This window comes from Prevotella sp. P5-92, assembly GCF_002251245.1.
In the GTDB taxonomy this organism is placed as follows: Bacteria; Bacteroidota; Bacteroidia; order Bacteroidales; family Bacteroidaceae; genus Prevotella.
The window spans coordinates 1-25,816 of record NZ_NPJG01000085.1 but is presented as its reverse complement, the minus strand read 5'-3'; the positions used below and the strand labels follow the sequence as shown (position 1 = coordinate 25,816).

Annotated in this window: 23 protein-coding genes and 1 pseudogene; 23 read left to right on the top strand and 1 reads right to left on the bottom strand. The window is 46.8% G+C overall.

Annotated elements, in window-relative coordinates; genetic code table 11:
* The 3 genes and pseudogenes from metA (at window position 1) to CIK99_RS09270 (ending at window position 3,858) form a co-directional block, all read left to right on the top strand.
* Window positions 1–919 (top strand): annotated as a pseudogene (metA, locus tag CIK99_RS09280) (homoserine O-succinyltransferase).
* On the top strand, window positions 906–2,831 hold the full coding sequence (locus CIK99_RS09275) for a U32 family peptidase (RefSeq protein WP_094381249.1): 1,926 nt from the start codon (window positions 906–908) through the stop codon (window positions 2,829–2,831). Before metA ends, CIK99_RS09275 begins: the two are co-directional and overlap by 14 nt.
* A 25-nt stretch (window positions 2,832–2,856) precedes the next feature.
* On the top strand, window positions 2,857–3,858 hold the full coding sequence (locus CIK99_RS09270; RefSeq protein WP_094381248.1) for a beta-carotene 15,15'-monooxygenase: 1,002 nt from the start codon (window positions 2,857–2,859) through the stop codon (window positions 3,856–3,858).
* Between the two features lie 142 nt (window positions 3,859–4,000).
* Here CIK99_RS09270 and mscL read toward each other — a convergent pair whose 3' ends face one another.
* Window positions 4,001–4,423 (bottom strand): large-conductance mechanosensitive channel protein MscL, encoded by a 423-nt coding sequence (gene mscL, locus CIK99_RS09265; protein WP_094381247.1) that lies wholly within the window; start codon window positions 4,421–4,423, stop codon window positions 4,001–4,003.
* Between the two features lie 200 nt (window positions 4,424–4,623).
* On the opposite strand from mscL, the gene gap reads away from it, so the two are divergent.
* From gap to CIK99_RS09165, 20 genes are all read left to right on the top strand, one after another.
* Window positions 4,624–5,634 carry a type I glyceraldehyde-3-phosphate dehydrogenase gene (gene gap / locus CIK99_RS09260; protein WP_094381246.1) on the top strand — a complete coding sequence of 337 codons (1,011 nt, stop codon included), beginning with the start codon at window positions 4,624–4,626 and terminating at the stop codon, window positions 5,632–5,634.
* Between the two features lie 105 nt (window positions 5,635–5,739).
* Window positions 5,740–6,654, top strand: a complete 915-nt coding sequence (miaA, locus tag CIK99_RS09255; protein WP_094381274.1) for a tRNA (adenosine(37)-N6)-dimethylallyltransferase MiaA — start codon at window positions 5,740–5,742, stop codon at window positions 6,652–6,654.
* Window positions 6,645–7,580 carry a diacylglycerol kinase family protein gene (locus tag CIK99_RS09250; RefSeq protein WP_094381245.1) on the top strand — a complete coding sequence of 312 codons (936 nt, stop codon included), beginning with the start codon at window positions 6,645–6,647 and terminating at the stop codon, window positions 7,578–7,580. Before miaA ends, CIK99_RS09250 begins: the two co-directional genes overlap by 10 nt.
* Window positions 7,581–7,846: 266 nt before the next feature.
* Window positions 7,847–9,769, top strand: coding sequence for a glycogen debranching enzyme N-terminal domain-containing protein (locus tag CIK99_RS09245; protein ID WP_094381244.1), 1,923 nt, complete (start codon window positions 7,847–7,849; stop codon window positions 9,767–9,769).
* 18 nt (window positions 9,770–9,787) lie between these two features.
* Window positions 9,788–11,056, top strand: coding sequence for a glycosyltransferase family 4 protein (locus CIK99_RS09240; protein ID WP_094381243.1), 1,269 nt, complete (start codon window positions 9,788–9,790; stop codon window positions 11,054–11,056).
* Between the two features lie 58 nt (window positions 11,057–11,114).
* Entirely contained in the window at window positions 11,115–12,557 is a 1,443-nt protein-coding gene (locus CIK99_RS09235) for a glycoside hydrolase family 57 protein (protein WP_094381242.1), read from the top strand.
* Window positions 12,558–12,679: 122 nt separating this feature from the next.
* On the top strand, window positions 12,680–13,861 hold the full coding sequence (locus CIK99_RS09230) for a hypothetical protein (RefSeq protein ID WP_094381241.1): 1,182 nt from the start codon (window positions 12,680–12,682) through the stop codon (window positions 13,859–13,861).
* Window positions 13,833–14,714, top strand: a complete 882-nt coding sequence (locus CIK99_RS09225) for a nucleoside phosphorylase (protein WP_094381240.1) — start codon at window positions 13,833–13,835, stop codon at window positions 14,712–14,714. Before CIK99_RS09230 ends, CIK99_RS09225 begins: the two co-directional genes overlap by 29 nt.
* 31 nt (window positions 14,715–14,745) lie before the next feature.
* On the top strand, window positions 14,746–16,116 hold the full coding sequence (gene mnmE / locus CIK99_RS09220; RefSeq protein WP_094381239.1) for a tRNA uridine-5-carboxymethylaminomethyl(34) synthesis GTPase MnmE: 1,371 nt from the start codon (window positions 14,746–14,748) through the stop codon (window positions 16,114–16,116).
* Between the two features lie 268 nt (window positions 16,117–16,384).
* Window positions 16,385–17,959 carry a helix-turn-helix domain-containing protein gene (locus CIK99_RS09215; protein ID WP_254047771.1) on the top strand — a complete coding sequence of 525 codons (1,575 nt, stop codon included), beginning with the start codon at window positions 16,385–16,387 and terminating at the stop codon, window positions 17,957–17,959.
* A gap of 183 nt (window positions 17,960–18,142) precedes the next feature.
* On the top strand, window positions 18,143–19,246 hold the full coding sequence (locus CIK99_RS09210; protein ID WP_371591007.1) for a tyrosine-type recombinase/integrase: 1,104 nt from the start codon (window positions 18,143–18,145) through the stop codon (window positions 19,244–19,246).
* A 142-nt stretch (window positions 19,247–19,388) separates the two neighbouring features.
* On the top strand, window positions 19,389–20,084 hold the full coding sequence (locus CIK99_RS09205) for a hypothetical protein (protein WP_094381236.1): 696 nt from the start codon (window positions 19,389–19,391) through the stop codon (window positions 20,082–20,084).
* A 14-nt stretch (window positions 20,085–20,098) separates the two neighbouring features.
* Entirely contained in the window at window positions 20,099–20,467 is a 369-nt protein-coding gene (locus tag CIK99_RS09200) for a helix-turn-helix domain-containing protein (RefSeq protein ID WP_254047770.1), read from the top strand.
* Between the two features lie 286 nt (window positions 20,468–20,753).
* Window positions 20,754–21,473, top strand: a complete 720-nt coding sequence (locus CIK99_RS09195) for a hypothetical protein (protein ID WP_254047769.1) — start codon at window positions 20,754–20,756, stop codon at window positions 21,471–21,473.
* A gap of 171 nt (window positions 21,474–21,644) precedes the next feature.
* Window positions 21,645–21,983: a helix-turn-helix domain-containing protein gene (locus CIK99_RS09190; protein ID WP_094381233.1), complete on the top strand. Its 339-nt coding sequence runs from the start codon at window positions 21,645–21,647 to the stop codon at window positions 21,981–21,983.
* 125 nt (window positions 21,984–22,108) lie between these two features.
* Window positions 22,109–23,227: an AAA family ATPase gene (locus tag CIK99_RS09185; protein ID WP_094381232.1), complete on the top strand. Its 1,119-nt coding sequence runs from the start codon at window positions 22,109–22,111 to the stop codon at window positions 23,225–23,227.
* Between the two features lie 67 nt (window positions 23,228–23,294).
* Entirely contained in the window at window positions 23,295–24,242 is a 948-nt protein-coding gene (locus CIK99_RS09180) for a toprim domain-containing protein (protein WP_094381231.1), read from the top strand.
* A 273-nt stretch (window positions 24,243–24,515) separates the two neighbouring features.
* A complete protein-coding gene (locus CIK99_RS09175) occupies window positions 24,516–24,995 on the top strand; it encodes a hypothetical protein (protein WP_094381230.1) in 480 nt (159 codons plus the stop codon).
* Entirely contained in the window at window positions 24,976–25,323 is a 348-nt protein-coding gene (locus CIK99_RS09170) for a DUF4134 domain-containing protein (RefSeq protein WP_094381229.1), read from the top strand. The genes CIK99_RS09175 and CIK99_RS09170 overlap by 20 nt, the downstream gene beginning before the upstream one ends.
* A gap of 90 nt (window positions 25,324–25,413) precedes the next feature.
* Window positions 25,414–25,816, top strand: a 403-nt coding sequence (locus CIK99_RS09165) for a DUF4134 family protein (protein ID WP_094381228.1), incomplete at its 3' end; no start/stop codon positions are given.

The window sequence follows — 25,816 nt, the reverse complement described above, 5'->3', positions numbered from 1 at the left end:
ATGCCATTAAGACTACCAGACAAGCTCCCGGCTATAGAGCTTCTAAAGAAAGAGAATATTTTCGTTATGGACAATACCAGGGCTACGACACAGGATATTCGTCCTCTGAAAATCGTTATCCTTAATCTCATGCCTCTGAAGATCACCACCGAGACTGACCTCGTGCGTCTGCTCTCCAACACGCCGCTTCAGCTCGACATCTCGTTTATGAAACTCAAGAGCCATACGCCAAAGAACACGCCCATCGAACACATGATGATGTTCTATCGCGATTTTGAGACAATGAGAAACGAGAAGTTCGACGGAATGATCATCACCGGAGCTCCAGTGGAGACTTACGACTATGAAGAGGTGACATACTGGGACGAGATCCGTACTATCATGACGTGGGCAAGAACTCACGTCACTTCTACAATGTATATTTGCTGGGCGGCGCAGGCCGGCCTTTACTGTCATTACGGCATTCCCAAGTATCCGCTTGAGAAGAAGATGTTCGGCATCTTCAGACAATATACACTCCAGCCTCAGATGCCTATCTTCCGGGGCTTCGACGACGTCTTTTTCATGCCTCACAAGCCGACATACAGAAATCAGACGAGAGGATATTGACAAATGTCCCGACCTCTCTGTCATCGCTGAGTCGCCTGAGAGTGGCGTCAGCATCGTCATGGCGCGTGGTGGACGTGAGTTTTATGTAACAGGTCATCTCGAATATGCGCCTGACACACTCGACCGCGAATATCGTCGCGACCTCGGCGTGCGCGACGACGTGGGCGTACCGGTCAACTATTATCGTGACAATAATCCTGAATTCGAACCTGTCGTAACGTGGCGCGCTCACGCTAACTTGTTGTATAGCAACTGGATAAACTATTACATCTATCAGGAAACTCCATACGACATTGATGAAATCAGTTGAACTTCTGGCTCCTGCCCGTAATCTCGAATGTGGCATTGCTGCCATCGACCATGGTGCCGACGCCGTGTATATCGGTGCCGACCACTTTGGCGCACGTGCGGCGGTGGGTAACAGCATCGACGACATCGCTTCGCTCTGCAACTACGCTCATCGTTTCGGCGCAAAGGTGTTTGTCACGGTCAACACCATCGTCTATGACCCTGAACTGGAGGCTGTACGACTCTTGCTCAGACAGCTCGATAGGGTAGGGGTAGATGCTGTGTTGGTCCAGGATATGGCGCTTGTACCAATGATGCACGATCTGTGGAACGAAGGCGGTACAATGAAGATGCACGCCAGCACACAGACCGACAACCGCTCTGTGGAAAAGGTAAGATGGCTCTCTAATCTCGGCTTTTCAAGGGTGGTGTTGGCTCGCGAACTGTCTGTCAGCGAGATTGCCGACATCCATCGTGCTTGTCCTGACGTGGAACTGGAGGTTTTTGTCCATGGTGCTCTCTGTGTTAGTTACAGCGGACAGTGTTATGCTTCGCAATTCTGTTTCTCGCGATCTGCCAACCGTGGCGAGTGTGCTCAGTTCTGCCGTATGAAGTTTGATCTCATCGACGCCGACGGTAACATTATCGAGAGGGAGAGGTATCTGCTTTCGTTGAAGGACATGTGTCAGATCAACAATATCGAGGCTTTAGCTAAGGCTGGTGCTGTCTCGTTCAAGATTGAGGGCCGTCTGAAGGATTCTGCCTATGTGAAAAATGTGACGGCTGCTTACAGTCAGCGGCTCGACGACCTCGTAGGCCGTTGTCCGACAGAGTATGTTCGCTCTTCGTTGGGCAAGTGTGAATATTCGTTCCAACCTAATCTCACGAAGACGTTCAATCGTGGTTTCACCACGTATTTCGCCTCGGGACGTGTTCCCGACATCTCTTCGCCCGACACTCCCAAGGCACTTGGCGAATATGTGGGTAAGGTGAAGGAGATACGCTCGCCGTGGTTCTCCGTGGCGGGACTGGCTAACTTTGCCAATGGCGACGGTCTATGCTTCGTCAATGCCCGTCGCGAGCTGGAGGGATTCAGGGTCAACAAGGTGGAGCGCAACAAACTGTTTCCTCACCGCATGCCCTCGGGACTTCGTCCAGGACTGGCTCTTTACCGCAATAACGATCAGGACTTCGAGCGTGTCTTGAGCCGTCGTTCGTCGTCTCGGCGCATCCCTGTTGCTCTCGCCTTCGACACTATTGACAGCTGCCTGCGTCTCGCAGCAAGGGTCTGTGCCACCAACATCTCGGCTGTCATCATCTCAGATCCTCAGTCGCTTGAAAAGTCTGAGAAGCCTCAGCACGACAATATCATACGCCAATTGTCTAAGATGGGAGCCACGCAGTTTGTCGTCCAGACCCTTGACATTGCCGATGACTTTGACTTCTTCATCCCTTCCAGTATCCTCTCTGACCTCCGACGCCGTATCGTCGATGCTCTCGACGAGGCAGTCGTCAAGAGTGTAGCTAAAGAAAGATTATCTGTAAAAGAACATGGTGCTATTGCGCCACTGAATGACGTTACAAATACAGTACTTCACGCTCCGTATGACGTGGTCTCTTCTTTCTATCCACAGCGTTTTTCATATCTGTACAATATAGCCAATGCGGCCAGCAGATCTTTCTATAAGGAGCATGGCTTGAATCATGTTGCACCAGCTTTCGAGAAGGTGCGGCCTGACGAGGGCGTGTTGATGCAATGTCGTTATTGTCTCAGATATTCATTGGGCTGTTGTGTAAAGAGAGGTGGCCGTGTTCCTTCATGGAAAGAACCGCTCGTCCTTCGTCTATCCGACGGTCGCGAGTTCCCTTTGCAGTTTGATTGTAAGCATTGTCAGATGAATGTCCTCTCTGCTCCACGCGAGAAAGGTAGATAAGTTGTACGTGTAAACAAATAAGATAATGAAAATAATCTGCCACATGTTTTGCTTGCTGCTCTTCCTTGCAGCATCGCTCTCGTCTTGTTATAATCAGGCGAGTCAGACTCCCGACGCTTGGAGCCTTACAGACAAACAGCAAGACTCTATCTCGTTCTATAGTACACACCATTATACGCAGAACTTCAACTTCGTGGTCAAGGGCGACTCTATGGTCCTCTACGAACTGCGTAGCGATGAACGGGGGGACAACCTCGCATATCAAGGTGAAGACTCAGTCGTCATCCCTCCAGGAGAACGTGTGGTAGTGGCCGACATCGTCTATGTCCCTACAGACACCATCGATTCCGTTTGGGTGAAACTCGCCCATGACCAGACTACACAAGGCTGGATACAAGAGAGTAGCATGCTTGGTAATGTGAAACCCGATGATCCCATCTCGTGGTTTATCGATTTCTTCTCCGACTCCCACCTGCTCATCTTCCTTGCCCTCCTTGTCGTGGTGGGTGCCGCCTATAGCATCAGGCTCATCCGCAGGCGTAGGGCTATGATCGTACACTGGAATGACTTCAACTCGGTCTTTCCCATGTCGTTGACACTGCTGGTATCCACTGCAGCAGTGGTTTATGCCACTATACAGAATTTCGCCCCAGAGGTGTGGCGCCATTTCTATTATCATCCCAGCCTCAATCCCTTCGTCTTGCCACCCATATTGTCGTTCTTCATGGCATTAGTATGGACCATCCTCATAGTCTCTATCGCCGCCCTCGACGACATCATTCGCGGTTTCTCGTTTGGCGAGGCAGTCCTTTACACTATGGGCTTGGCGGCCGTATGTGCGGTCGATTATGTCTTGTTCAGCATTTCCACCTTATATTATATAGGCTATCCGTTGCTCGTGTCGTATTTCGTCTATGCCGTCCACCAGCATCGTTCCTTAAAAGGCGAGAGCTACCGTTGTGGCAACTGTGGACAACGCATAGCTCATCTCGGCATCTGTCCTCATTGCGGAGCAGACAATGTATAATTTTTAGTTGACAAGTAAACAAGTTGACAAGTAAACAAGTTGACAAGTGAACGAGTTGACGAGTTGCTACACTTGTTGCATTCTGGTTAGACTATCAACTTGTTTGCTCGTCAACTCGTCAACTATTAAATCAACTCCAAGATTATTTATTCTTCAAGAGGTCGCGAATCTCAGTAAGCAAGAGCTCTTCCTTTGACGGAGCAGGAGGGGCAGCAGGCTTTTCTTCTTCCTTCTTCTTCTTCTTTGCTAGCTTGTTGATACCTTTCACAAGCATAAACACGCAGAAGGCGATGATCGTAAAGTCGATGATGGTCTGTATAAATGCACCGTAGTTGATGGTGGCGGCAGCCAGCTCTTCACCAGCTATTTTCACTGTAGGCAGTTCGCATTTCAGTTCAGAGAAGTTTACGCCCCCTATCAGCCATCCTATCGGAGGCATGATGATGTCGTTGACGATCGACGTCACTATTTTGCCGAAAGCGCCACCGATGATAACACCGACAGCCATGTCCACAGCATTGCCTTTTACGGCAAATTCTTTGAATTCATTGATAAATTTACCCATACTTTAAATTTTTTATATTAAATAATGCTTGATTTTTGTGCAAAATTAAAAAATTATTTGTAACTTTGCGCCCGAAAAGGAGAAAAAAAAGCTCGTGAAGGCGAAATAAAGTGTGTTTTTGCATGTTTTTCAGCCTTATTCGGAGCAATGATAGTAAAAAGAGAGCATATTTAACCCTTTAATAATAATAAAGAAGTAAAATGATTAAGATTGGTATTAACGGATTTGGTCGTATCGGCCGTTTCGTTTTCCGCGCAGCTCAGACTCGCGACGACATTCAGGTAGTAGGTATTAACGACCTTTGCCCAGTAGATTACCTCGCTTACATGTTGAAGTATGACACTATGCACGGTGCTTTCCAGGGCACAATCGAGGCAGACGTAGAGAACAGCCAGCTGATTGTTAACGGAAAGAAGATCCGCGTAACAGCAGAGCGCAACCCAGCTGACCTGAAGTGGAACGAGGTTGAGGCTGAGTACGTTGTTGAGTCAACAGGTCTCTTCCTTACTCAGGAGAAGGCTCAGGCTCATATCGAGGCTGGTGCAAAGTACGTTGTAATGTCAGCTCCTTCTAAGGACGCCACTCCAATGTTCGTATGTGGTGTAAACTTTGACAAGTATGAGAAGGGAACACAGTTCGTTTCTAACGCATCTTGTACAACTAACTGTCTGGCTCCTATCGCCAAGGTTCTGAACGACAAGTTCGGTATCACAGACGGTTTGATGACAACTGTTCACTCTACAACAGCTACACAGAAGACTGTTGACGGACCTTCTATGAAGGACTGGCGTGGTGGTCGTGCTGCTTCTGGCAACATCATCCCATCTTCTACAGGTGCTGCAAAGGCTGTAGGTAAGGTTATCCCTGAGCTCAACGGCAAGCTGACAGGTATGTCTATGCGTGTTCCTACTCTTGACGTGTCTGTTGTTGACCTGACAGTAAACCTCGCTAAGCCTGCTACATACGCTGAGATCTGTGCAGCAATGAAAGAAGCTTCTGAAGGCGAACTGAAGGGTGTTCTGGGTTACACTGAGGATGCAGTAGTTTCTTCTGACTTCCTTGGCGACACCCGCACTTCTATCTTCGACGCTAAGGCTGGTATCGCTCTTACCGATACATTCGTTAAGGTTGTATCTTGGTATGACAACGAAATCGGTTACTCTAACAAGGTGCTCGAGCTCATAGCCCACATGAAGAAGGTTAACGGTTAATTCGATTCGACTAAACCACTTTTTCAAGAAAAGGTTAAATTGAGCCGCCCAGGGGCACTTGCTCCATGGGCGGCTTTTTCAGTAAAAGCGAAGAAAGAGATTATGATGATAGCTATCGTAGGTCCTACGGCTTGCGGAAAGACTGCCCTCGCCGCCGCCCTTGCCGCCGATATAGACGCTGAGATCATTAGCGCCGACTCCCGTCAGGTGTATAAGGCAATGGATATTGGTACAGGCAAAGATCTTGCCGACTACACCGTCCATGGCCGACAGGTGCCGTATCATCTCATCGACATCGTGCAGCCAGGCGAGAAGTACAACATCTTCCAGTATCAGCACGATTTCATCAAGGCCTATGACGACATCACCTCGCGGGGGAAGAATGTGGTTCTCTGTGGGGGCTCAGGACTGTATGTAGAGTCTGTCATCAAGGCTTATCATCTCGCGTCTGTTCCTGAAAACAAAGAGCTACGCAAGAGACTTGAGGGGAGGTCGCTCGCTGAACTCTCTGCGATGCTACAACAACTAAAACGGCAGAATGGCTCGGTGATGCACAACATCACTGATGTCGATTCGGTTCAAAGGGCCATCAGAGCCATCGAGATCGAGACGTTCAATGGCGAACACCCCACCGAGAGTGCCGTCATACCTTCTATCGACACCCTCGTCATCGGCGTGAATATCGACCGAGAGGAACGAAGGGCGAAGATCACCCATCGCCTCAAGGCCCGACTCGACGAAGGCATGGTTGATGAGATACGCTCACTGCTCGCCCGCGGCATCTCTGCAGCAGACCTTATTTATTATGGTCTTGAGTATAAGTACGTTACCGAATATGTCATCGGAAAACTCACCTACGACGAGATGTTCCGTCAGCTCGAGATTGCCATACACCAGTTTGCCAAACGGCAGATGACCTGGTTCAGGGGTATGGAGCGACGTGGCACTAAGATACACTGGATTGAAGCCGCATGGCCAATGGAAACAAAAATTGAAGAGATAAAGAAACTATGGCATTAGAACATACAAAATGGGGCATCCTTTTCTGCCCAAAAGGCTCGTCAGCCAACACAAGGAAATACCGTAGCCGACTCGAGGATATGCTGAAGACTAATAATGTTGAGTACGATTTGGTGCAGAGCGAGTCGGAGAGTAGTGTCGAACGACTGGTTAAGATGTTTATCGACAACTCTTACAAGACCATAGTCATCGTTGGAGGCGACTCAGCCCTCAACGACGCCGTCAACTGCCTTATGGACTGTCCGTCTGAGCTGCGCGACACCATCTCGCTCGGTGTCATCCCCAATGGCGTGCTCAACGACTTCTCAAAGTTCTGGGGCTTGAAAGAAGGCGACGTATCCTTTTCCATCCAGACCCTTCTCGGTCATCGTGTGCGTAAGATCGACCTTGGCTGTATGCACTATGCCGACAAGGAGGGCGAGGGGCACAAACGTTATTTCATCAATTGTATCAACATCGGTCTCATAGCCGACATGATGAACCTCCGCCGCCAGACACGCAGTCTCCTTGGCTCCCGCACCCTCTCTTTTCTCGTCTCAGCCCTCCTCCTCATCTTTCACCGCATGGAATACAAGATGCGGCTGAAGATAAACGGCGACCTCATCGATCGCAAGGTGATGAACGTCTGCATAGGCAGCGGACCAGGCTACGGACAGACACCCAATGCTGTGCCGTATAATGGCATGGTCGATGTGTCGCTCGTCGTTCCCACCGAACTGCTCCAACTCCTCGAAGGCTTCTGGCTCCTGTTCACTGGCCGTTTCCTTAACCATCGTGGTGTGCGTCCCTATCGTGCCCGCAAGGTGGAGGTCATCAAGGCCTCCCAGGCTCTTGTAGGTGTCGATGGCAGGCTCGTCGGACGTCTTTCAGGCGAGTGTGAGATAACCGTCGAACAAGAAGTGATAAACTTCATCATTCCACGCTGAAAAATCACGATAAAACACCATAAATAATACGACTATTGCTGCCATTTCATTAAAAAAGTGTTTAAAAAAGCCTAAAATCACACTATTTCTGAAAAAAATCAGACTTTTGTTTGGTAGAACGAAACAAAATTACTAACTTTGGGGTGGATTGGAGAGAGAGTCCGTTAAATGACCTTTCCCTTTTCACAAGATAATATTAAAACTAACTTCGTATAAATTACCTTAAGATAGGAACTATGAGTTATTTACGATTTGAAAAAGCTGTAATGACTAATCTTGAAGAGTCATTGCGTCGTGAATTGTTGAGAACGAATCGTTCTGGAGCTTACGCTTGTTCTACCATCGTAGATTGCAACACGCGCAAGTATCATGGTTTGCTCGTTGTGCCCGTGCCTGAGCTCGATGACGAAAACCACGTTTTGCTCTCTTCGCTCGACGTTACAGTGGTTCAGCATGGTGCTGAGTTCAACCTCGGCCTGCACAAGTATCAAGGCAATAATTACAGCCCTAAAGGTCACAAGTACATCAGAGAGTTTGATTGTGACAAAGTGCCTACCACCATCTATCGAGTGGGAGGCGTTGTGCTAAAAAAGGAAGTGGTGTTCCAGCATTATGAAGACCGAATCCTTCTTCGTTACACCCTCGTCGATGGCCATTCGGCAACGACACTGCGCTTCCGCCCGTTCATGGCTTTCCGCAGCGTGCGTCAGTTCACTCACGAGAACTCCACCGCCAGCCGGGCTTACGACGAAGTGGATAATGGTATCCGTACATGCATGTATGCCGGCTATCCTTATCTCTACATGCAGTTCAGCAAGAAAAACGAGTTCATCTTCAATCCCGACTGGTATCGTGGCATCGAGTATCCGAAAGAGCAGGAGCGTGGCTACGCCTCTAACGAGGATCTCTACGTGCCTGGATATTTCGAGATGCCTATAAAGAAAGGTGAGAGTATCGTCTTTTCCGCTTCTACGAGTGAGATAAAGACGGGCAAGCTGTCTAAGCTGTTTGAGGAGGAAGTGGAGAGCCGCGCACCACGCGACAATTTCTTCCATTGTCTCGTCAATGCCGCCCACCAGTTCCATATCCGCGAGAAGAACGACGACCGTTATCTCCTTGCCGGCTATCCTTGGTTTAAGTGCCGCGCCCGCGACACGTTCATCTCCCTGCCTGGTCTCACCCTTGCCATCGACGAGCAAGACTATTTCGAGTTTGTGATGAAGACGGCGTCCAAAGCTCTGCGCGAGTTTATGGCTGGCAAGCCTGTCACCGGCAAGATCTACGAGATCGACCAGCCCGACGTGCCTCTGTGGGCTATATGGTCCATCCAGCAGTACGCTAAGTTCGCTGGTAAGGAGAGGTGTACCGAGATGTATGGCCAGCTCCTTGAGGAGATTATCCACTACATTATCGACGGCAATCATCCTAACCTCCGTCTCGACGACAACGGCCTGCTCTATAGCGATGGTCGCGACAAGGCTATCACCTGGATGAATTCCACGGCATACGGCCGTCCTGTCGTTCCCCGTTCAGGATATATCGTTGAGTTTAACGCCCTTTGGTATAATGCTTTGAAGTTCTGCGCAAGCATTGCATCTGGCAATGGCCGCGAGCGTGAGGCTGCCGACCTCGAGGAGTTGGCAAAGGTGTGCGGCGAGTCGTTCGTCGGCACGTTCCTCAACGAGTACGGCTATCTCTACGACTATGTCGATGGCAATATGGTTGATTGGAGCGTACGTCCAAACATGATCTTCCCCGTGGCGTTCGACTATTCGCCACTGTCGAAAGAGCAGAAGCGCTCCGTGCTCGACATATGTACACGTGAGTTGCTCACACCTAAGGGTCTTCGCTCTCTCTCTCCTAAGAGTGGCGGCTACAACCCCATGTATGTTGGTCCGCAGACACAGCGCGATTATGCCTACCATCAGGGCACGGCATGGCCATGGCTTGGCGGATTCTATATGGAGGCCTGCCTAAAGTTGTACAAGAACACCCGATTGAGCTTTATAGAGCGCCAGATGGTGGGCTACGAGGACGAGATGAACTATCATGCCCTCGGTTCCATCTCCGAACTCTTCGACGGCAATCCTCCGTTCCACGGCCGTGGTGCGATGTCGTTTGCGATGAATGTGGCAGAGGTGCTCCGCTCTATCAAGCTCCTTGCTTTGCAATATACGTATCAGAAATAAAATAAGGAGGACAAGAATATGAAAGTATTAATGTTTGGTTGGGAGTATCCTCCTCATGTCTTTGGCGGTCTTGCCACTGCCAACTATGGTATCAGTCAGGGGCTTCACGCCCAGGGCGACGTCGAGACTGTGCTCTGTCTTCCTCGTCCCTTCGGCGACGAGGACACAAGTGCCTGTCGTATTGTTGCCATGAATTGTGTGCCTATCGCCTGGCGCGACGTCAGCTACGACTACGTCAAAGAGCGTTGTGGCAATGTAATGTCGCCCGAGTATTACTTCAAGCTGCGCGACCATATCTACGCCGACTTCAACTATATGAACGTCAACGACCTTGGCGCCATGGAGTTTGCAGGCGGTTATCCAGGCAACCTTCACGAAGAGATCAACAATTACTCTATCATCGCCGGACAAGTGGCTCGTGCTGAGGAGTTTGACATTATCCATGCTCATGACTGGCTCACCTATCCTGCAGGTATCCATGCCAAGCAGGTCAGCGGCAAGCCTCTCTGCATACACGTGCATGCCACCGACTTCGACCGCAGCCGCGGCAAGGTCAATCCCACAGTGTATTCCATTGAGAAGAACGGTATGGACTGGGCCGACTGCATCATGTGCGTGTCTGAGCTGACCCGTCAGACCGTTATCAATCAGTACCATCAGGATCCCCGCAAGTGCTTCACCGTGCACAATGCAGTATATCCACTCAAGAAAGAGTTTGACGACATCCCTCGTCCTGACCATACGGGCAAGGACAAGGTGGTCACCTTCCTCGGACGTATCACCATGCAGAAGGGTCCCGAGTATTTCGTCGAGGCTGCCAATATGGTGCTCAAGCGCACCAACAATATCCGTTTCTGTATGGCTGGCTCAGGCGATATGATGGACGCCATGATCCAGTTGGCTGCCGAGCGCGGCATCGCTGACCGGTTCCACTTCCCAGGCTTCATGCGTGGCAAACAGGTATATGAGTGCCTCAAAGACTCTGATGTCTATGTCATGCCGTCGGTGAGCGAGCCCTTCGGTATCTCGCCACTCGAGGCGATGCAGTGCGGCACCCCGTCGATTATCTCCAAGCAGAGCGGATGTGCCGAGATCCTCACCAACTGTATCAAGGTCGATTACTGGGACATACACGCCCTTGCCGATGCCATCTACGCCATCTGCGCCAACGATAGCCTCTTCACCTATCTTAAGGAAGAAGGCAAGCGTGAGGTTGATCAGATCACATGGGAGAAGGTGGGCGCATGGATTCGTACGCTCTATCTGCGAACCTTAGGCTGGAACTAACGACATAAAATCCTGAGAAAAAGAAAATAAAAAAACGACAAAAATAGAAATTGTGATTATGAAAACAATATGCTTATATTTTGAGATACATCAGATCATACATCTCAAGAGATACCGTTTCTTCGACATAGGCATCGACCACTACTACTACGACGACTATGAGAACGAAAGAAGCATCACAGAGATAGCTGAGAAGTCGTACATGCCGGCTCTCAACACCATCGGCGAGATGATTGCCGAAAATAACGGATTGTTTAAGGTGGCTTTCTCTATCTCGGGCGTGGGAATGGAACAGCTCGAGATGCACGCACCACAGGTCATCGCAAAACTCCAGGAACTCAACAACACGGGTTGCGTAGAGTTCCTCGCCGAGCCTTACAGCCACGGCCTGTCGTCGCTCGCCAACGAGGAGGCGTTCGCTGCCGACGTGAAGAAACAGTGCCAGAAGATGAAAGACTACTTCGGCAAGGAGCCACAGGTGCTCCGTAACTCGTCGCTCATCTATAGCGACGACATCGGCGGACAGGTGGCTGCCATGGGCTTCAAAGGTATGCTTACCGAGGGTGCCAAGCACGTCCTCGGATGGAAGTCGCCTCACTATCTCTACAACTGCAATATCGCGCCAAATCTTAAGCTTCTTCTCCGCGACGTGGAGCTCAGCGACGACATATCTCTCCGCTTCAACAACAGCGAGTGGGAAGGCTATCCTCTCTTTGCCGACAACTATATCGACCGCATCGCCAACCTCCCGCAGGAGGAGCAGCTCATCAATATCTTCATGGAACTCTCTGCCTTGGGCATGGCGCAGCCTCTCTCGTCCAACATCCTCGAGTTCCTCCGCGCCCTGCCTGCATGCGCCAAGGAGAAAGGCATTTGCTTCTCCACTCCGTCTGAGATATGCGCCAAGATGAAGAGCGTGGCTCCTATCGACGTGCCTGACACCCTCTCTTGGGTCGATGAGGAACGTGACGTCAGCTGTTGGCTCGGCAATGCCATGCAGCGCGAGGCGTTCGACAAGCTATATAGCGTTGCTGATCGCGTGCGTATCGTCAACGACGTGCGCCTGTCGCAAGACTGGGACTACCTCCAGGCGTCAAACAACTTCCGCTTTATGACAACCAAGCCGTCTAACGTCGGTCTCGACCGAGGCATATATAGCGGTCCGTTCGATGCTTTCACCAACTATATGAATATCCTCGGCGACTTTATCAATCGTGTCAAGAGCCTCTATCCTGAGGAGATCGACAACGAGGAACTCAATGCCCTCATGACCACCATCCGCAACCAAGGCGATGAGATTGAGATGAAGGATAAGGAGATCACACGTCTCAAGACCAAGCTCGAGAAGATGGAGGCAGCAGAGGCAAAGGCAAAGGCTGCGGTAGAAAAGAAGTCTTGTGCAAGGAAGCCTACCACAAAGAAGGCTGTTGCAGAGAAACCTGCCAAGAAAGCACCTGCCAAGAAGCCGACTGCTAAGAAAGCTGCTGAAGAGAATGCATAACTCATCTGAGTCCTAATAATATTGTCCCTGTCTTAAAAAATATTAAGATGGGGACTTTTTTTTGTCTTTCTTGATGTTTTACATTATCTTTGCAACACGATAAGAATTAAAGCAGAAGTATTATGAAAATAATGTATAAGATATGCGTCGTTGCCCTCGTGTCTCTCATCACCATGGGCACTACCGACGCTAACGCACAGAAGCGCCGTTCCAAACCCGCTAAGGTCAAGGTGCTCACAGAGGCCGAGGTGGCTCATATTGCCCGCATGGAGGAGATGCGCTACTCCACACAGAAGATTGTGTTCATCGATAGTCTCGTGGTTGACAAGGAGAAGATGCTTGCCGCCATCGGTCTGCCCTCAGAGGTGGGAAAGATAGGCTATGCAAACGAACTCTTCAGACCTGAGATAGGGCAGGGTGGGGCTTTCATCAACGAGATGGGCGACAAGTGTTGTCTCGCTGCCAACAATGCCAAAGGTATAAAAAAACTCTACAGTAGCTTCTTCCTCGACGGAACGTGGACAGCGCCCCAACCTCTCCGTGGACTTGAGCAGTTGGGTGACAGTGCCGTCTTCGACTATCCCTTTGTCATGGCTGATGGCGTCACGGTCTATTTCTCTGCCGTCAGCGACGAGGGTATCGGCGGCTACGACATCTACGTCACCCGCTTCGATGCCTCTGACAACTCTTTCTTCAAACCCGAGAATGTAGGCATGCCGTTCAACTCCGAGGCTAACGACTTTTTCTATATCGTGGATGAGTTTGACAATATCGGATGGTTTGCCACCGACCGCCGTCAGCCCGAGGGCAAGGTGTGTATCTATACCTTCATTCCCACCGAGGTGCGCGAGAGGTACGACGACATCGACGACGCTAAGCTGTCGCGTCTTGCCTCCCTCCATTCCATCAGTGATACATGGGGCGACGGCAAACAGCGTCAGGCTGCCCTCTCTCGTCTGCAGGCTGCCCACGACCGCAATGCCGTTAGTGGTGACGACATCGCAGCCGACAGCTTCTCGTTTGTGGTCAACGACAATACCGTCTATACCTCGCCGTCTCAATTTAAGGCCAAGGACAACGCTTCTCGCATAGCCCAACTTACTGCTAAACAAAAACATCAAGCTGAGATGTGCAACTTGCTTGAGACTAACCGCTTACGCTACGCCTCTGCAAGTGCGTCGCAAAAGAGTCAGATGCGTTCCGCCATACTTCAGGCAGAGCGCGACATAGAGACAATAGAAAAGGAGATTCATCAACTGACAAAGGAGATTAGATATGCAGAAAACAAAGAAATATTTCGCTGAGTCTGAACTCATCATCAACCCCGACGGAAGTGTGTTCCATCTTCATCTCCGTCCCGAACATCTCGCCGACAAGGTCATCCTCGTGGGTGATCCAGGACGAGTAAGCCTCGTAGCTTCCCATCTCCACTCCATCGAGTGCGAGGTATCCAACCGTGAGTTCACCACCGTCACCGGTCGTTATGCCGACAAGCGTATCACCGTGGTGAGCACAGGTATAGGATGTGACAATATCGATATCGTGCTCAACGAGCTCGATGCCCTCGCCAATATCGACTTCTCCACACGTGAGGAAAACGACACCTTCCGTTGTCTCACCATCGTGCGTATAGGCACCTGTGGCGGACTGCAGACCGACACCCCTGTTGGCTCGTTTATCGCCTCGGCAAAGAGTATTGGCTTCGACGGACTCCTCAACTTCTATGCCCGCCGTCATGAGGTGTGCGACCTGAAACTCGAAGAAGCGTTCCGCAGTCATACGTCCCTCATGCAGCAGATAGGCCATCCCTATGCTGTCGATGCCGACTGCGAACTTCTCGACCGCATTGCCTCCGACGACATGTTTCGGGGCATCACCATTGCCTGTGGCGGGTTCTATGGACCTCAGGGCCGCGAGCTGCGCCTCCCCCTTGCCGACCCGCATCTCAACGAGAAGATAGAGAGTTTCCAGTATGAGGGTTTGCTCGTGCGTAATTTCGAGATGGAGAGTAGCGCCGTGGCAGGTCTGTCAAAGCTCATGGGCCACAAGGCGGTCACCTGTTGCATGGTCATTGCCAACCGCAGGTCGTGCAATGTCAATCTCACCTATAAGAACACCATCGACGACCTCGTGAAGAAAGTGTTGGAAAGGATATAATCCGGACAAAAGAGTAAAAGGTAAAGAAGATATGAAAAATCCCAACACAGACACCATCTGTGCTATAGCCACGGCCACAGGTGGTGCTATAGGTATCGTGAGGGTGTCGGGTCCCGAGGCCATCTCCATCACATGTCGCGTCTTCTCGCGCGACATTTCTTATGTCAAGTCGCACACCATCCACTACGGTAACATCATCGACACCGACGGCACCGTCATCGACGAGGTGCTCGTCAGTGTCTTCCGTGCACCCCACTCTTATACAGGCGAGGACTCGGTAGAGATCTCGTGCCACGGCTCGCGTTATGTCATGGCCATGGTCGTACGCCGTCTCATCCAAGAGGGATGCCGACAGGCAGCGGCAGGCGAATATACTCAGCGTGCCTTCCTCAACGGACGTCTCGACCTCACACAGGCCGAGGCTGTCGCCGACCTTATCGCTTCAACTAACAAGGCCACACACCATATCGCCATCGGACAGCTCCGTGGCACCATTACCGACAGTCTCTCACAGCTGCGCGACCGTCTGTTAGAGATGACGTCGCTAGTCGAACTCGAACTCGACTTCAGCGACCACGAGGAACTCGAGTTTGCCGATCGTGGACAGCTGAGACAGTTGGCACTTGACATCGACAGCCATCTCACCCGTCTTGCCGACACCTTCGCTTCTGGTCAGGCAGTGAAACAAGGCATCCCCGTGGCCATAGTCGGAAAGACCAATGTCGGAAAGAGCACCCTCCTCAACGCCCTTGTCGGTGAGGAGAAAGCCATCGTCAGCGATATTCATGGCACCACCCGCGACACTATCGAAGACCTCATCGACATCCATGGTGTCACCTTCCGCTTTATCGACACCGCTGGTCTTCGCACCACGTCCGACACCATCGAACAGATAGGCATTAAGTTAGCATACAAGAAGATTACCGAGGCCACCATCGTCCTCTGGCTCGTCGATGCCATCCCTTCGGCAGCCGACATCGCCGACATGCTCTCCCGCTGTGCCGACCGCCAGCTTATCGTCGTCAACAACAAGACCGACCTTAGCGACCTCACCCCCCATCTTCGCACCCTCATCCCTGATGCTGAGGTCATCGGTATAAGTGCTCGTGGCGGCGTCAACATCGGTAAGTTGTCTGAGGCCATCTTCTCAGCAGCCAATCTGCCGTCCATAACCGCCAACGACGTCATCGTCACCTCAGCTCGCCACTACGACTCGCTCTGTCAGGCTCATCAAGCCCTGTCGCGAGTCATTGAAGGCATCGACTGTGGACTCAGTGGTGATCTCCTTAGCGACGACCTCCGCCAGTGTCTCCATTCTATATCAGAGATCACAGGCCGTGGCCTTATCACGCCCGATGAAGTTCTCACCAACATCTTCTCCCACTTTTGCATCGGTAAATAGACCGCCTGATCATACTTGCAAAACGTTTTTGTAACTGCTTATAAGCCACCATTTTGGTGGCTTTTTTCGTTTTAACACTTTCCATTTGTAATTTGTTGATACCAGTTTTTCGAGGTAACTTTGGCCCAAATTTCGTTCCTGCGTTTCAATCGTGCGAACAAATGGAATGGCAAAACGCTATTTTGGACACCTCGTGAGAAATACTGAGAATCCTCCATTATCCGTCACAACCGCTATGCAGGGCACTCGTGAGAAATACTGAAAAAATGTGATAAAGACTGAGACAAAATCGGGGGTCTTTTACAGCAAAAAACATCAGAATTGCAAGCGTAAAATGGAGATAATTAAAGAATGTGGAGTATGCGGAAAAGCGTTCGTTGCTTCCAAAATGTCGTTCAAGTACTGCTGTCGAGGGTGTGAACGTGTCGCATTTCGGAGACGCGAGGCGGAAAAGAAAAAAAGGGAGAAGGAAAATGCCGAATCTCTTCTAAACGCTGAGAGGAACATCTCTCTGCGGGATAAGGCATTTTTATCCCCCGAGGACGTGAGCGTTCTGTTCGATGTCAGTCTTCCTACAGTGTATCGTTATTTCCAGACAGGCTTAATCAAAGCCGTAAAGATAAGAAATAAGACGTTTGTGAGATACTCAGACATTGAACGTGTGTTTGATGATGCCACTCCCTATCGGAAAAGACGCTATCAGAGAAAGGAGGAGCAGGAATACTATACTCTTCAGGAAATCATGGAGAAGTACAAAATCGGCCGTAAGGCTGTATGGGGGCGTTGTGACCGTTTGGGCATCCCCAAGATATACGAAGGGCGCAATACCTTCTTTAGCAAGAAAGCCATTGACGCACATTTTGCTGATCTCCTTGAAGAGATTGACATTGATAATTATTACACTGCTGACCAAATCATGGAGATGTATAATATGACAAGGACAGCTGTTATCACTTTTGTGATGCGCCACAAAGTTCCGCGAGTAAACCGTAATGGTAAAGTCTTCTACTCCAAGGTGCATATTGATTGTATCAAACGCAAGGACGATAGTATCGATCCGGACTGGAGTACCTATGAAGAGGCAATGGAAAAATATGGCATATCAAAAGACCAAGTAAGTTACACCTTGAAGCATTTTGATGTCAGAACGGAAAAACGTGGAAAGTTTACTATGATATTCCGTACTGACTTTGATAAAGTCATGCGTGAACGAATGGCAAATGCAAAAGTAGCTGAAAAGTCAGACGGAGACGAAAAGCTTGTTTTCCAAGCTCAACACCAGGAGAAGAAATGTCCACCAACCCCAGATGGCTATTATTCAACTGAAGAGGTTGCAGAGATGTTCAAGGTGGGAGTTAAACATGTAGGTGTAATGACCAGGGAGCATAAAACGCCAAAGATTGCACTCAAAGGATTTAACTTCTATGAGAAGAAAGCCATAGATGTGCTGTATAATTTGAAGAACAACTATTCAGAAATTACAGACTGGATTACACCGGAAGAGATGCGTTCAACATATAAGATGACAGCAGAAGCTGTACGCTCCTTTATCTACCGCCATCAAATTCCCGCAAAGGTGGAGTATGGTACTACCTACTATTCTAAACAGCATATCGAACAAGTGAAAAATGGAGATTTTGATGGTCGCGAACGATATTACACTGTTGAGGAGGCAATGAAGAAGTATCATTTATCAAAAGATATAGTTCATTATTATGTAAAACGCTATAAAATCACAAAAGTAAAGAAGAAGAAATGCATATATTTCAGAAAAGAAGAGTTCGACAGATTGATGGAAAAACGTCTTTCAAAAGACGATTTACTATCAATTACTCTTGATTAGTACGATTTACTTTCTCTTTACTGAGGTCAACATTGTATCATTTAGGAATTTTGCATCAAAAACAAATAATAATAAAACAATATGCAAGTATGTAAATCTGTCAAACTCCGAATGCGAGATAGGCGCAACGGAACCAAATCCCTGTTCCTGGACTTCTGGCCCGGGTACAGAGACCCTGAGACGATGGAGTTAATTCGTCGTCGCTCACTTGGCTTGTATATCTATGCCAATCCAATCAATGCCCAGCAGAAGCAGTACAATGAAATCATCCTCTCAAAGGCAGAAGCCATCCGTTGTAGAGTGTTCATTGATGTAATTAACGAGAAGTACGACTTCTTTAATCAAGACAGGCTTAAAGAAGATTTTCTGATCTATTTCAAAGAAATGGTGAACAGGAACTTTGCAAAATGTGATGCTGCGTATAAACAATTCGAGAAGTTTTGCAAGGGCAAATGTACTTTTGAGATGCTTGATGTGGTGTACTGTAACAAGTATAAGGAATATCTTCTTGATACAAAAGTATCGTCAAGAGGTAGAAACATTGTCAATAAGCCTTTATCAAGAAACACGGCTTCCGCCTATTGGAATATATTCAAGCAAGTCTTGACAAAGGCTTATCGTGAAAGACGTTTTACCGACGATATTGCAAGTCTGTTAGATAACATACCTTGTACGCCGCCTGTAAAGCAAAGTCTCTCATTGGAAGAGGTCAGGAGACTTTATAACACAGAATGCTCTGAGCCTGTTGTTCGGAAAGCTGCTCTGTTCTCCTGTCTGAGCGGACTGCGTATCAGTGATATACTCAACCTCAAATGGAATAATGTTTGTAGCTATGCAGATGGTGGGCACTATCTGGATTTTGAATGTGTGAAAACAAAGAGACAAACAAAGGTTCCTATTGGAGAAGATGCTTATGCACTTATCATGCCCAAAACTACTGATGAATACGTATTTGAAGGTTTCAGCAGGTCTATGACCTACGGAGTAATGCAGCAATGGCTTAAAGCGTCAGGAATCACCAAGCACATCACCTTTCATTGCTTCCGCCATACTTATGCTTCACTGCAGCTCGAAATGGGTACGGACATCTATACAGTACAGCATCTACTCAATCATAAGAATGTGAGCACAACACAGATATACGCATCACATGCAGACCCCAAAACACGCGAAGCAGCCAACAGAATTACGTTAACGAATGTGAAAGGCGGATTACAAACAACAGAAAGTGAAAATAATCAAACAGAAACTAACCGAAAAGAAGATATAAGCAAAACAAAAAAGTGAAAGCAAAATCACTATGTAAAACGCTGAAACAGAGAAATATAAATAATGTTTAGGGCGGTCATTTTGTTGGTGCTAAATAGTAGTAAATAGAAGATTTCTCTCTAACTTTGCATTCATAAAACTCGAAAAAAGTACAGTTGCAATGATAAAAAAGCTAAAAGAGAACTTTTTGATTCTTCTCATTTCAAATCTCGTAACCGTTGCTTTGGTTGTAATCGCTCCAACAATTCTTGGAGCGATTACAAACCTGAGCCATACCTCTCAGACAGAGAAGGTATTCTTTTCTTTGCCGATGATATTCTATTATTTTCTATGTGTTATCTGTGTATGCACGGTTTTCAGTATCTTCAAATCTCAGGCCATTAGGGATTTTGTCATCAACAATAGCATCAATCCTGGGATCAACTCTCATGAAACAGATAAGGTCACGATAATGCGTGAACGTTATATTGCTAAACAGCAAAGCAGGAAAAGTGCTATATTTGATGCTGTTTCAGAATACACTTATGCAGTTTTCTCACCCTACATGACTGACGATAACTTGGAAATACTAAACCAGAATATCAAACTATATGAGGTACCAGATTCTTGTATTATTCCTGTTTATACAAATGGTAAACTCAACACTCTTGATATTAGACACTATGCATGGAACATCGGTGAGAGACTTGGTTGGAGTGGACAAAAGAGAGCGACTTTTATCAAACAATGCTTCCTCCAAGAACTTCAGGACGTTGAGATTGAAAGCATGAGAAGAACACTTAGACAAAGAGGTAAGTGTGTTATTGGAATTGATGTGCCCGATAACAACGATTACAAATTTCACTATCATAACTAATGGAAGAATACTATATGGAGTACGAAGAGATAACTTTTAATGACATTCCAAGAGTAATGGCCAATATCCTCAGGAAATGTGATTTGCTTGAACAATCTATTGATGTCTTGCGTGAAGAAATCCGGCAGACCAATAAACCATCAACCTCACAACATATACCTATGGATGTGAAGGAGGCATGTGATTTTCTCAAAATCAAGAAATCCACCATGTACCTGTACATCCAAAATGGCCAGATTCCTGTCAACAAGAAAGGCAAGAAATACACTTTCTTCAAAGATGACCTTATTAAATGGCTTGAATCTGGATGCAAGACTGAGGCTCCTATGACTCCTGATGAGATAAATCAAATCTTGCGCCAACGACCGAATAGAAGAAAATAATCTTCCATATCATCTTACAATTGAAATCTACATTGGACTTTCTGATGTAGATTTTTCATTTTATATCCCAAAATGATTGTAACATATAATAAATATCAAGCTGTGCAAATAGACTGCACCGTAATATTGTAATTTTGCACCAATATGACACTATATATATCGTTTACAAGTAGAGATAACATGTATTCGTCCGCCCTTTCATGCGGACTTTTATTATATATTTTTTCAATAACAAAAAGCATTATGAGTCAGAAGAAAAACTCCTCTGTGCTCTCTCTTTTTGTGTTTGCAGTGTTCTAATCATTGCCCAGAACAAGAGAATGAGCCTTCCAAAGATGAGCTTTGGACATTCTTTCGTGCTGCATACGAGCAGTACCAGTCGGAAATCGTTAATGATAGCAAGTTGTATGACCGCTATGTTAACGACTTTATCAGTTATCATCTTCCCGTTTTCTCTCAGGAAGAAGAATCTATCCGCAACCATTTCAAGAATCTTTTCAGCATCTATGAGTTGCTTACAACAAGAAAGGATTTAGTAGAAAAATTCTTCAAGTTGCCAGAGTTTGAGAAGAAAGATTTCTTAGAAATGGTTCATTCATTCAACCACATTGAATACGTGGTTGAAACTCCACATTCCTTGGCAACTTTCAATGAAAATCAGATTCGACTCATCACGCAATTCGCCAATGAGTCGAATTTCTTTGTTGATACAGTTGATGAAAGAACTGTGGATTTGTTTTTCAAATGCAAGTTGAAGCGTCCCCTTGTTGTCCAGAACATGCGTCATGTGCTTCAATTCATGTTTGCTCTCTCAATGCAAAAGATGATCCCCCATAATTGGGTATCGCTCATAGCAGACAACAAGTTGCTTTCACCTCAGAAAACCATGAAGCCATCATCTCGTGGTGCAATTAGTTCACGCCTGACAGAACTTAGGGCATCAACACAACCGTTTCCAAATGAAGCTTATTCAAATCTTGTAAATCAACTGAAAGAAATGCAATGAAATAAACTAAAGTAAGCAACTGAAAGCAAATTCCCCTTTCAATCCTCCTGACAAAATAAACTGTCAGGAGGATAGTCAGTTGCCGCCGACATATAAAGGGTAACTTTGCCGCCGAATCGATTCCGTTTCGGGGGTAGCTCCCTCATTGTCTAATATTTAATACATGTAATTATGGCAAACAAGAAAATTGACATAGAGATTCTCGCAAAACGCGTGGAGTTGTTAGAAATCACAGTCCGTGAGCTCAAAGCTGTCGAGCCTGAAGTGCTTGAAGAACGTTTGAAAAAGATTGAAAACAGTTTGTATATCACTAAGGAAATGCTCACAACCACTGAACTCGCAGAATATCTTGGCGTTTCACAGTCGCAGATATATAAGCTCACGATGAACATGGAGATTCCGCATTATAAGCCCAAGGGCAAGACAATCTATTTTGACCGGAAAGAGATAGTGAGATGGATGCGCTCTAACCACTGTTCGTTTGAAAGGAAAGAAACAGCAAAAGACTAATTAGATGAAAGGCCGAAAGAAGAACATGACCAGGATTTATTCTGATGTCCAGCTGACTGCCCTTCTGGAAAAATCCGAGGTTGTTATAGACCCATCAAAGTGTAAGCAACAAAACAGACAAAATAATGGCAAGAGGAAGAAACAGTAAAGGGGACAAAGATGAACCAGAAACAGGTTCACTTGAAGTTGGGATGCTATGTAAAAGCAGTTTCAACGACAATGAACTTGACAGTTATCTCAGGCAAGGAGAAATAAAAGCCTCTGAGAAGCCACCCGTCCCTCCTCAGATACTCTGGGTTGGAGATTGCACCATTGCCACCTTTGGCAATTTCAGTGCATCAACAGGAAAGGCAAAAAGCAAAAAGACTTTCAATATCACCGCAATGGTAGCAGCTGCCGTCACTAATACAACTGTACTTAACTACCGTGCAAGTCTGCCAGAGGGGAAGCGTATGATCCTATATTTTGACACCGAGCAAAGTAAGTTCCACTGTCATAATGTGATTGAGCGTATTTATCGTTTGGCAGGTCTTAGTTTGAACAAGGAAGATAAACGCATCAGATTCTATGGGCTCAGGGAGTTCACCCCTTCTCTACGTATTGCTCTCATTGACTATGCTCTCAGAACATTTGAAGGTGTTGGCCTTGTCATCATAGATGGTCTTCGTGACCTCATGTATGACATCAACAACGCTAAGGAGTCCACCGATGTGATGACGATGCTAATGGCATGGACGAGCAAATACAATCTGCATATACACTGTGTATTGCATCTGAACAAGAATGACAATAACACTCGTGGTCATATAGGAACAGAGTTAGAGAACAAGGCTGAGACAGTACTGATTATTAGCAAAGACAAGCAAGATGCCAATATCAGTGAGGTGAAGCCTATGCATATGCGTGACAAGGAGTTCTCCTCCTGGGCGTTTTACATCGATGACAATTCTCTACCTGTACTTGATGTGGGGTATCATGTTACAGTTGTGAAGCCAAAAGACAAACCTCTCACATCTCTTTCTGACGATGTTCACACAAGAGTATTGCAGAAAGTATTTGGCAACGAGCCACCACAGAAGTATCTTGAGTTAGTGAAGGCTCTTGGTGCATCCTATGCGGAAGAAGGCTACAAGCGTGGGGATAACGCAATAAAAGAAATGCTAAAGATATTCTACGAGCGTAAGCTGATAACCAAGAGTAAAGACGGCTATCACTACCACCCCATTCCTCGACCTCAAAAATAAGTTTATGAGTTTAAGTTTAAAGGGTATATATATAATAAACTACGATTGCCCGTAAATACATAGAGTAATGACAATAGACGAAATCAAATCTGTAAGCATCATCCAGTTCCTTGAAACACAAGGCTGCCATAAGTCTCATGTCTTCAAAGGAAACTATTGGTATCTGTCCCCATTTAGGTCAGAGCAATCTCCTTCTTTCAATGTCAATCCTGTCAAAAACTTATGGTATGACTATGGCGAAGGTCAAGGAGGTAATATCATTAACCTTGTGCAGAAGATGAAACCAACCTGGAATAGCCATGAAGTTCTTTCATTCCTGGAGAACGAAATTCGACAGCACAACCTTGATTTTGCAGCTGATTTTTTGGCAAGAATGAAAGAGCAAGAAGAAAAGGAGATCTGGAAGCAAAGCCAAAGAATGAGTCGGGGCGAAGACAAGGATGCACATACTGTAATCGATTTAATTGCTGAGTTATCGCATCCTTATCTTCGAGATTATATCCTGCAACGCCGTGTTGACTATGATGTAGCAAAGGAGTTCTGTAAAGAAGTTCACTATAGCATCTATGATAAGCATTATTATGCCATTGCATTTGAGAACATAGAAGGCGGTATGGAAGCACGTAACAAGTACAGCAAGAGGAGCATTGGTAAAAAATCAATATCCATAGTCCGTCCATCTGGCACTCAATGCTCACATTGTTGTGTCTTTGAAGGTCTTTTCGACATGCTGACTTATGCCAGCGTCAAGAAATGGGGGGTGGATATTGGTTTATGTATCGATGAAGACTGTGACTATATCGTTCTCAACTCTGTCAGCAACGTAAAATTACTGCTTCCTTTTCTTGCAGATTATACATGTATTCATTGTTTCCTTGACAACGATGATGCAGGTATTAAAGCCACCCAAAGGATAACAAACGCCTATAGTTGTCAAACCGTTGATGAATCACACAGATATTCCAATTATAAGGATGTCAACGATGTTATAAACGGTATTATGAAATCAGTATAACATATATCCCCTACTGTCAATGCTACTATTCGAGAGGTTCCTTCAACGGAGCCTCTTTTTTTATTAAAGTCGCTCCTTATAGTATGATTATTCAAAGAAAATCATACTTCTTTTGTAATGTGTGTTAAGTATGATACGCTTAACCCTGCAATTTTTCTTTGTTCGTTGAATTATATGTTCCTTTGCACTGATTTTCGGGATAACACAGGATAAGCGTCTATCTTCCGAGTATGATAATAATTATATTGGATAACATAAAAATCAAATTGAACAATGTCAGGATTTGTAATATTTGCACTCGTCCTAACCTTTGCTTATGTGGTGTACTTCGCAGTGCAGATCACTTTAGACCTCCACAGAAAGAAAGGTGAAAAAAGTACAGAAGAAGAGACCTATGATGTCAGTGACATGGCCAACGAGGAGCAGCCTGTTGCGGTGGAAGAGCACAACGATGACCCCGATTTAAGCGTCCCCACATATACAGAACAGGTTACGGAGGATGGACTTAGAGTTTTGAACCCAACAGGCAAATCAGTAGCAGTCAATCCTCCTGTAGCTGAGGAAACTCCACAACCGTCCCAGACGGAGCAACCCGTAACAAGCCAGGAACTCAATGAAGAGAATGATGCGCACTTGGAGCATATCGACCCCAAGACTCAGTGCAGTTTCTTTGCTGATGAGTTTATGCAGAATCTCAACGAGAAGCATAACAAACGAAAAATAGAGAAGAAGAATGCCAGAGATAAGATGTAAATACAATCAATTGTTTGCCATTGCAGGCATCATGCTCCTCTTGCCCATGTCGGCATCTGCCAAATGTGGTGGTGTTGATTACAGCTGGGGAGCTGATGCTCTTAGCAATGCCCACGATTTCACTGTGACCATGATGCTCTACGTGGTTTATCTCCTTTATGCCATATCAGCCATAGTTGCCATCATTGGCGCACTACAGATATATATAAAGATGAATACAGGCGAAGGAGATGTAACCAAGTCCATCATGATGCTTATCGGCGCATGCCTTTTCATGATAGGTGCCACCATCCTGTTCCCTGCCTTCTTCGGCTATAACATAGTATAGGTACAAAAGATTAAGGATAACAAAAACATCTCAACCTGCAGGAGAGATAATTGTGTGTAGTAACAAATTAAGTAAATCAAAAGAAAGCAAATGAAGAAAATCAAAACAATTGCGAAAAATCTGTTTGGAGCCAAGCGAATGAAGACGCTTGCCTTGATGCTCCTCTGTGGCACCATTGCCACCTATGCCCAGAACGCCGCTGGTGATTACACAGCCGGTACTGATGCTCTGGCAACCGTCACGGAGGAGATTGCGAAGTACGTGCCTTTCGTCGTGAAGCTCTGTTATGCCATCGCTGGCGTTGTTGCTGTGGTCGGTGCGATCTCGGTTTACATCGCCATGAACAACGAGGAGCAGGATGTCAAGAATATCTTAGTCCTCCAAAATTGGTTGGAAAGGATAAGAAAGGAAGTGACAAATAAAGTGCTTAGTATCAAGCGAATAAGCGATTTTTTGATTTTTCCGATTCTTGCTCAACCGACTCTTAAAAAGA

Bases quoted from the DNA above. Each gene is read 5' to 3' on its own strand.
- CIK99_RS09275 (WP_094381249.1), top strand. From the start codon at position 906: ATGAAATCAGTTGAACTTCTGGCTCCTGCCCGTAATCTCGAATGTGGC.
- CIK99_RS09270 (WP_094381248.1), top strand. From the start codon at position 2,857: ATGAAAATAATCTGCCACATGTTTTGCTTGCTGCTCTTCCTTGCAGCA.
- mscL (WP_094381247.1), bottom strand. From the start codon at position 4,423: ATGGGTAAATTTATCAATGAATTCAAAGAATTTGCCGTAAAAGGCAAT.
- gap (WP_094381246.1), top strand. From the start codon at position 4,624: ATGATTAAGATTGGTATTAACGGATTTGGTCGTATCGGCCGTTTCGTT.
- miaA (WP_094381274.1), top strand. From the start codon at position 5,740: ATGATAGCTATCGTAGGTCCTACGGCTTGCGGAAAGACTGCCCTCGCC.
- CIK99_RS09250 (WP_094381245.1), top strand. From the start codon at position 6,645: ATGGCATTAGAACATACAAAATGGGGCATCCTTTTCTGCCCAAAAGGC.
- CIK99_RS09245 (WP_094381244.1), top strand. From the start codon at position 7,847: ATGACTAATCTTGAAGAGTCATTGCGTCGTGAATTGTTGAGAACGAAT.
- CIK99_RS09240 (WP_094381243.1), top strand. From the start codon at position 9,788: ATGAAAGTATTAATGTTTGGTTGGGAGTATCCTCCTCATGTCTTTGGC.
- CIK99_RS09235 (WP_094381242.1), top strand. From the start codon at position 11,115: ATGAAAACAATATGCTTATATTTTGAGATACATCAGATCATACATCTC.
- CIK99_RS09230 (WP_094381241.1), top strand. From the start codon at position 12,680: ATGAAAATAATGTATAAGATATGCGTCGTTGCCCTCGTGTCTCTCATC.
- CIK99_RS09225 (WP_094381240.1), top strand. From the start codon at position 13,833: ATGCAGAAAACAAAGAAATATTTCGCTGAGTCTGAACTCATCATCAAC.
- mnmE (WP_094381239.1), top strand. From the start codon at position 14,746: ATGAAAAATCCCAACACAGACACCATCTGTGCTATAGCCACGGCCACA.
- CIK99_RS09210 (WP_371591007.1), top strand. From the start codon at position 18,143: ATGGAGTTAATTCGTCGTCGCTCACTTGGCTTGTATATCTATGCCAAT.
- CIK99_RS09205 (WP_094381236.1), top strand. From the start codon at position 19,389: ATGATAAAAAAGCTAAAAGAGAACTTTTTGATTCTTCTCATTTCAAAT.
- CIK99_RS09200 (WP_254047770.1), top strand. From the start codon at position 20,099: ATGGAGTACGAAGAGATAACTTTTAATGACATTCCAAGAGTAATGGCC.
- CIK99_RS09190 (WP_094381233.1), top strand. From the start codon at position 21,645: ATGGCAAACAAGAAAATTGACATAGAGATTCTCGCAAAACGCGTGGAG.
- CIK99_RS09185 (WP_094381232.1), top strand. From the start codon at position 22,109: ATGGCAAGAGGAAGAAACAGTAAAGGGGACAAAGATGAACCAGAAACA.
- CIK99_RS09180 (WP_094381231.1), top strand. From the start codon at position 23,295: ATGACAATAGACGAAATCAAATCTGTAAGCATCATCCAGTTCCTTGAA.
- CIK99_RS09175 (WP_094381230.1), top strand. From the start codon at position 24,516: ATGTCAGGATTTGTAATATTTGCACTCGTCCTAACCTTTGCTTATGTG.
- CIK99_RS09170 (WP_094381229.1), top strand. From the start codon at position 24,976: ATGCCAGAGATAAGATGTAAATACAATCAATTGTTTGCCATTGCAGGC.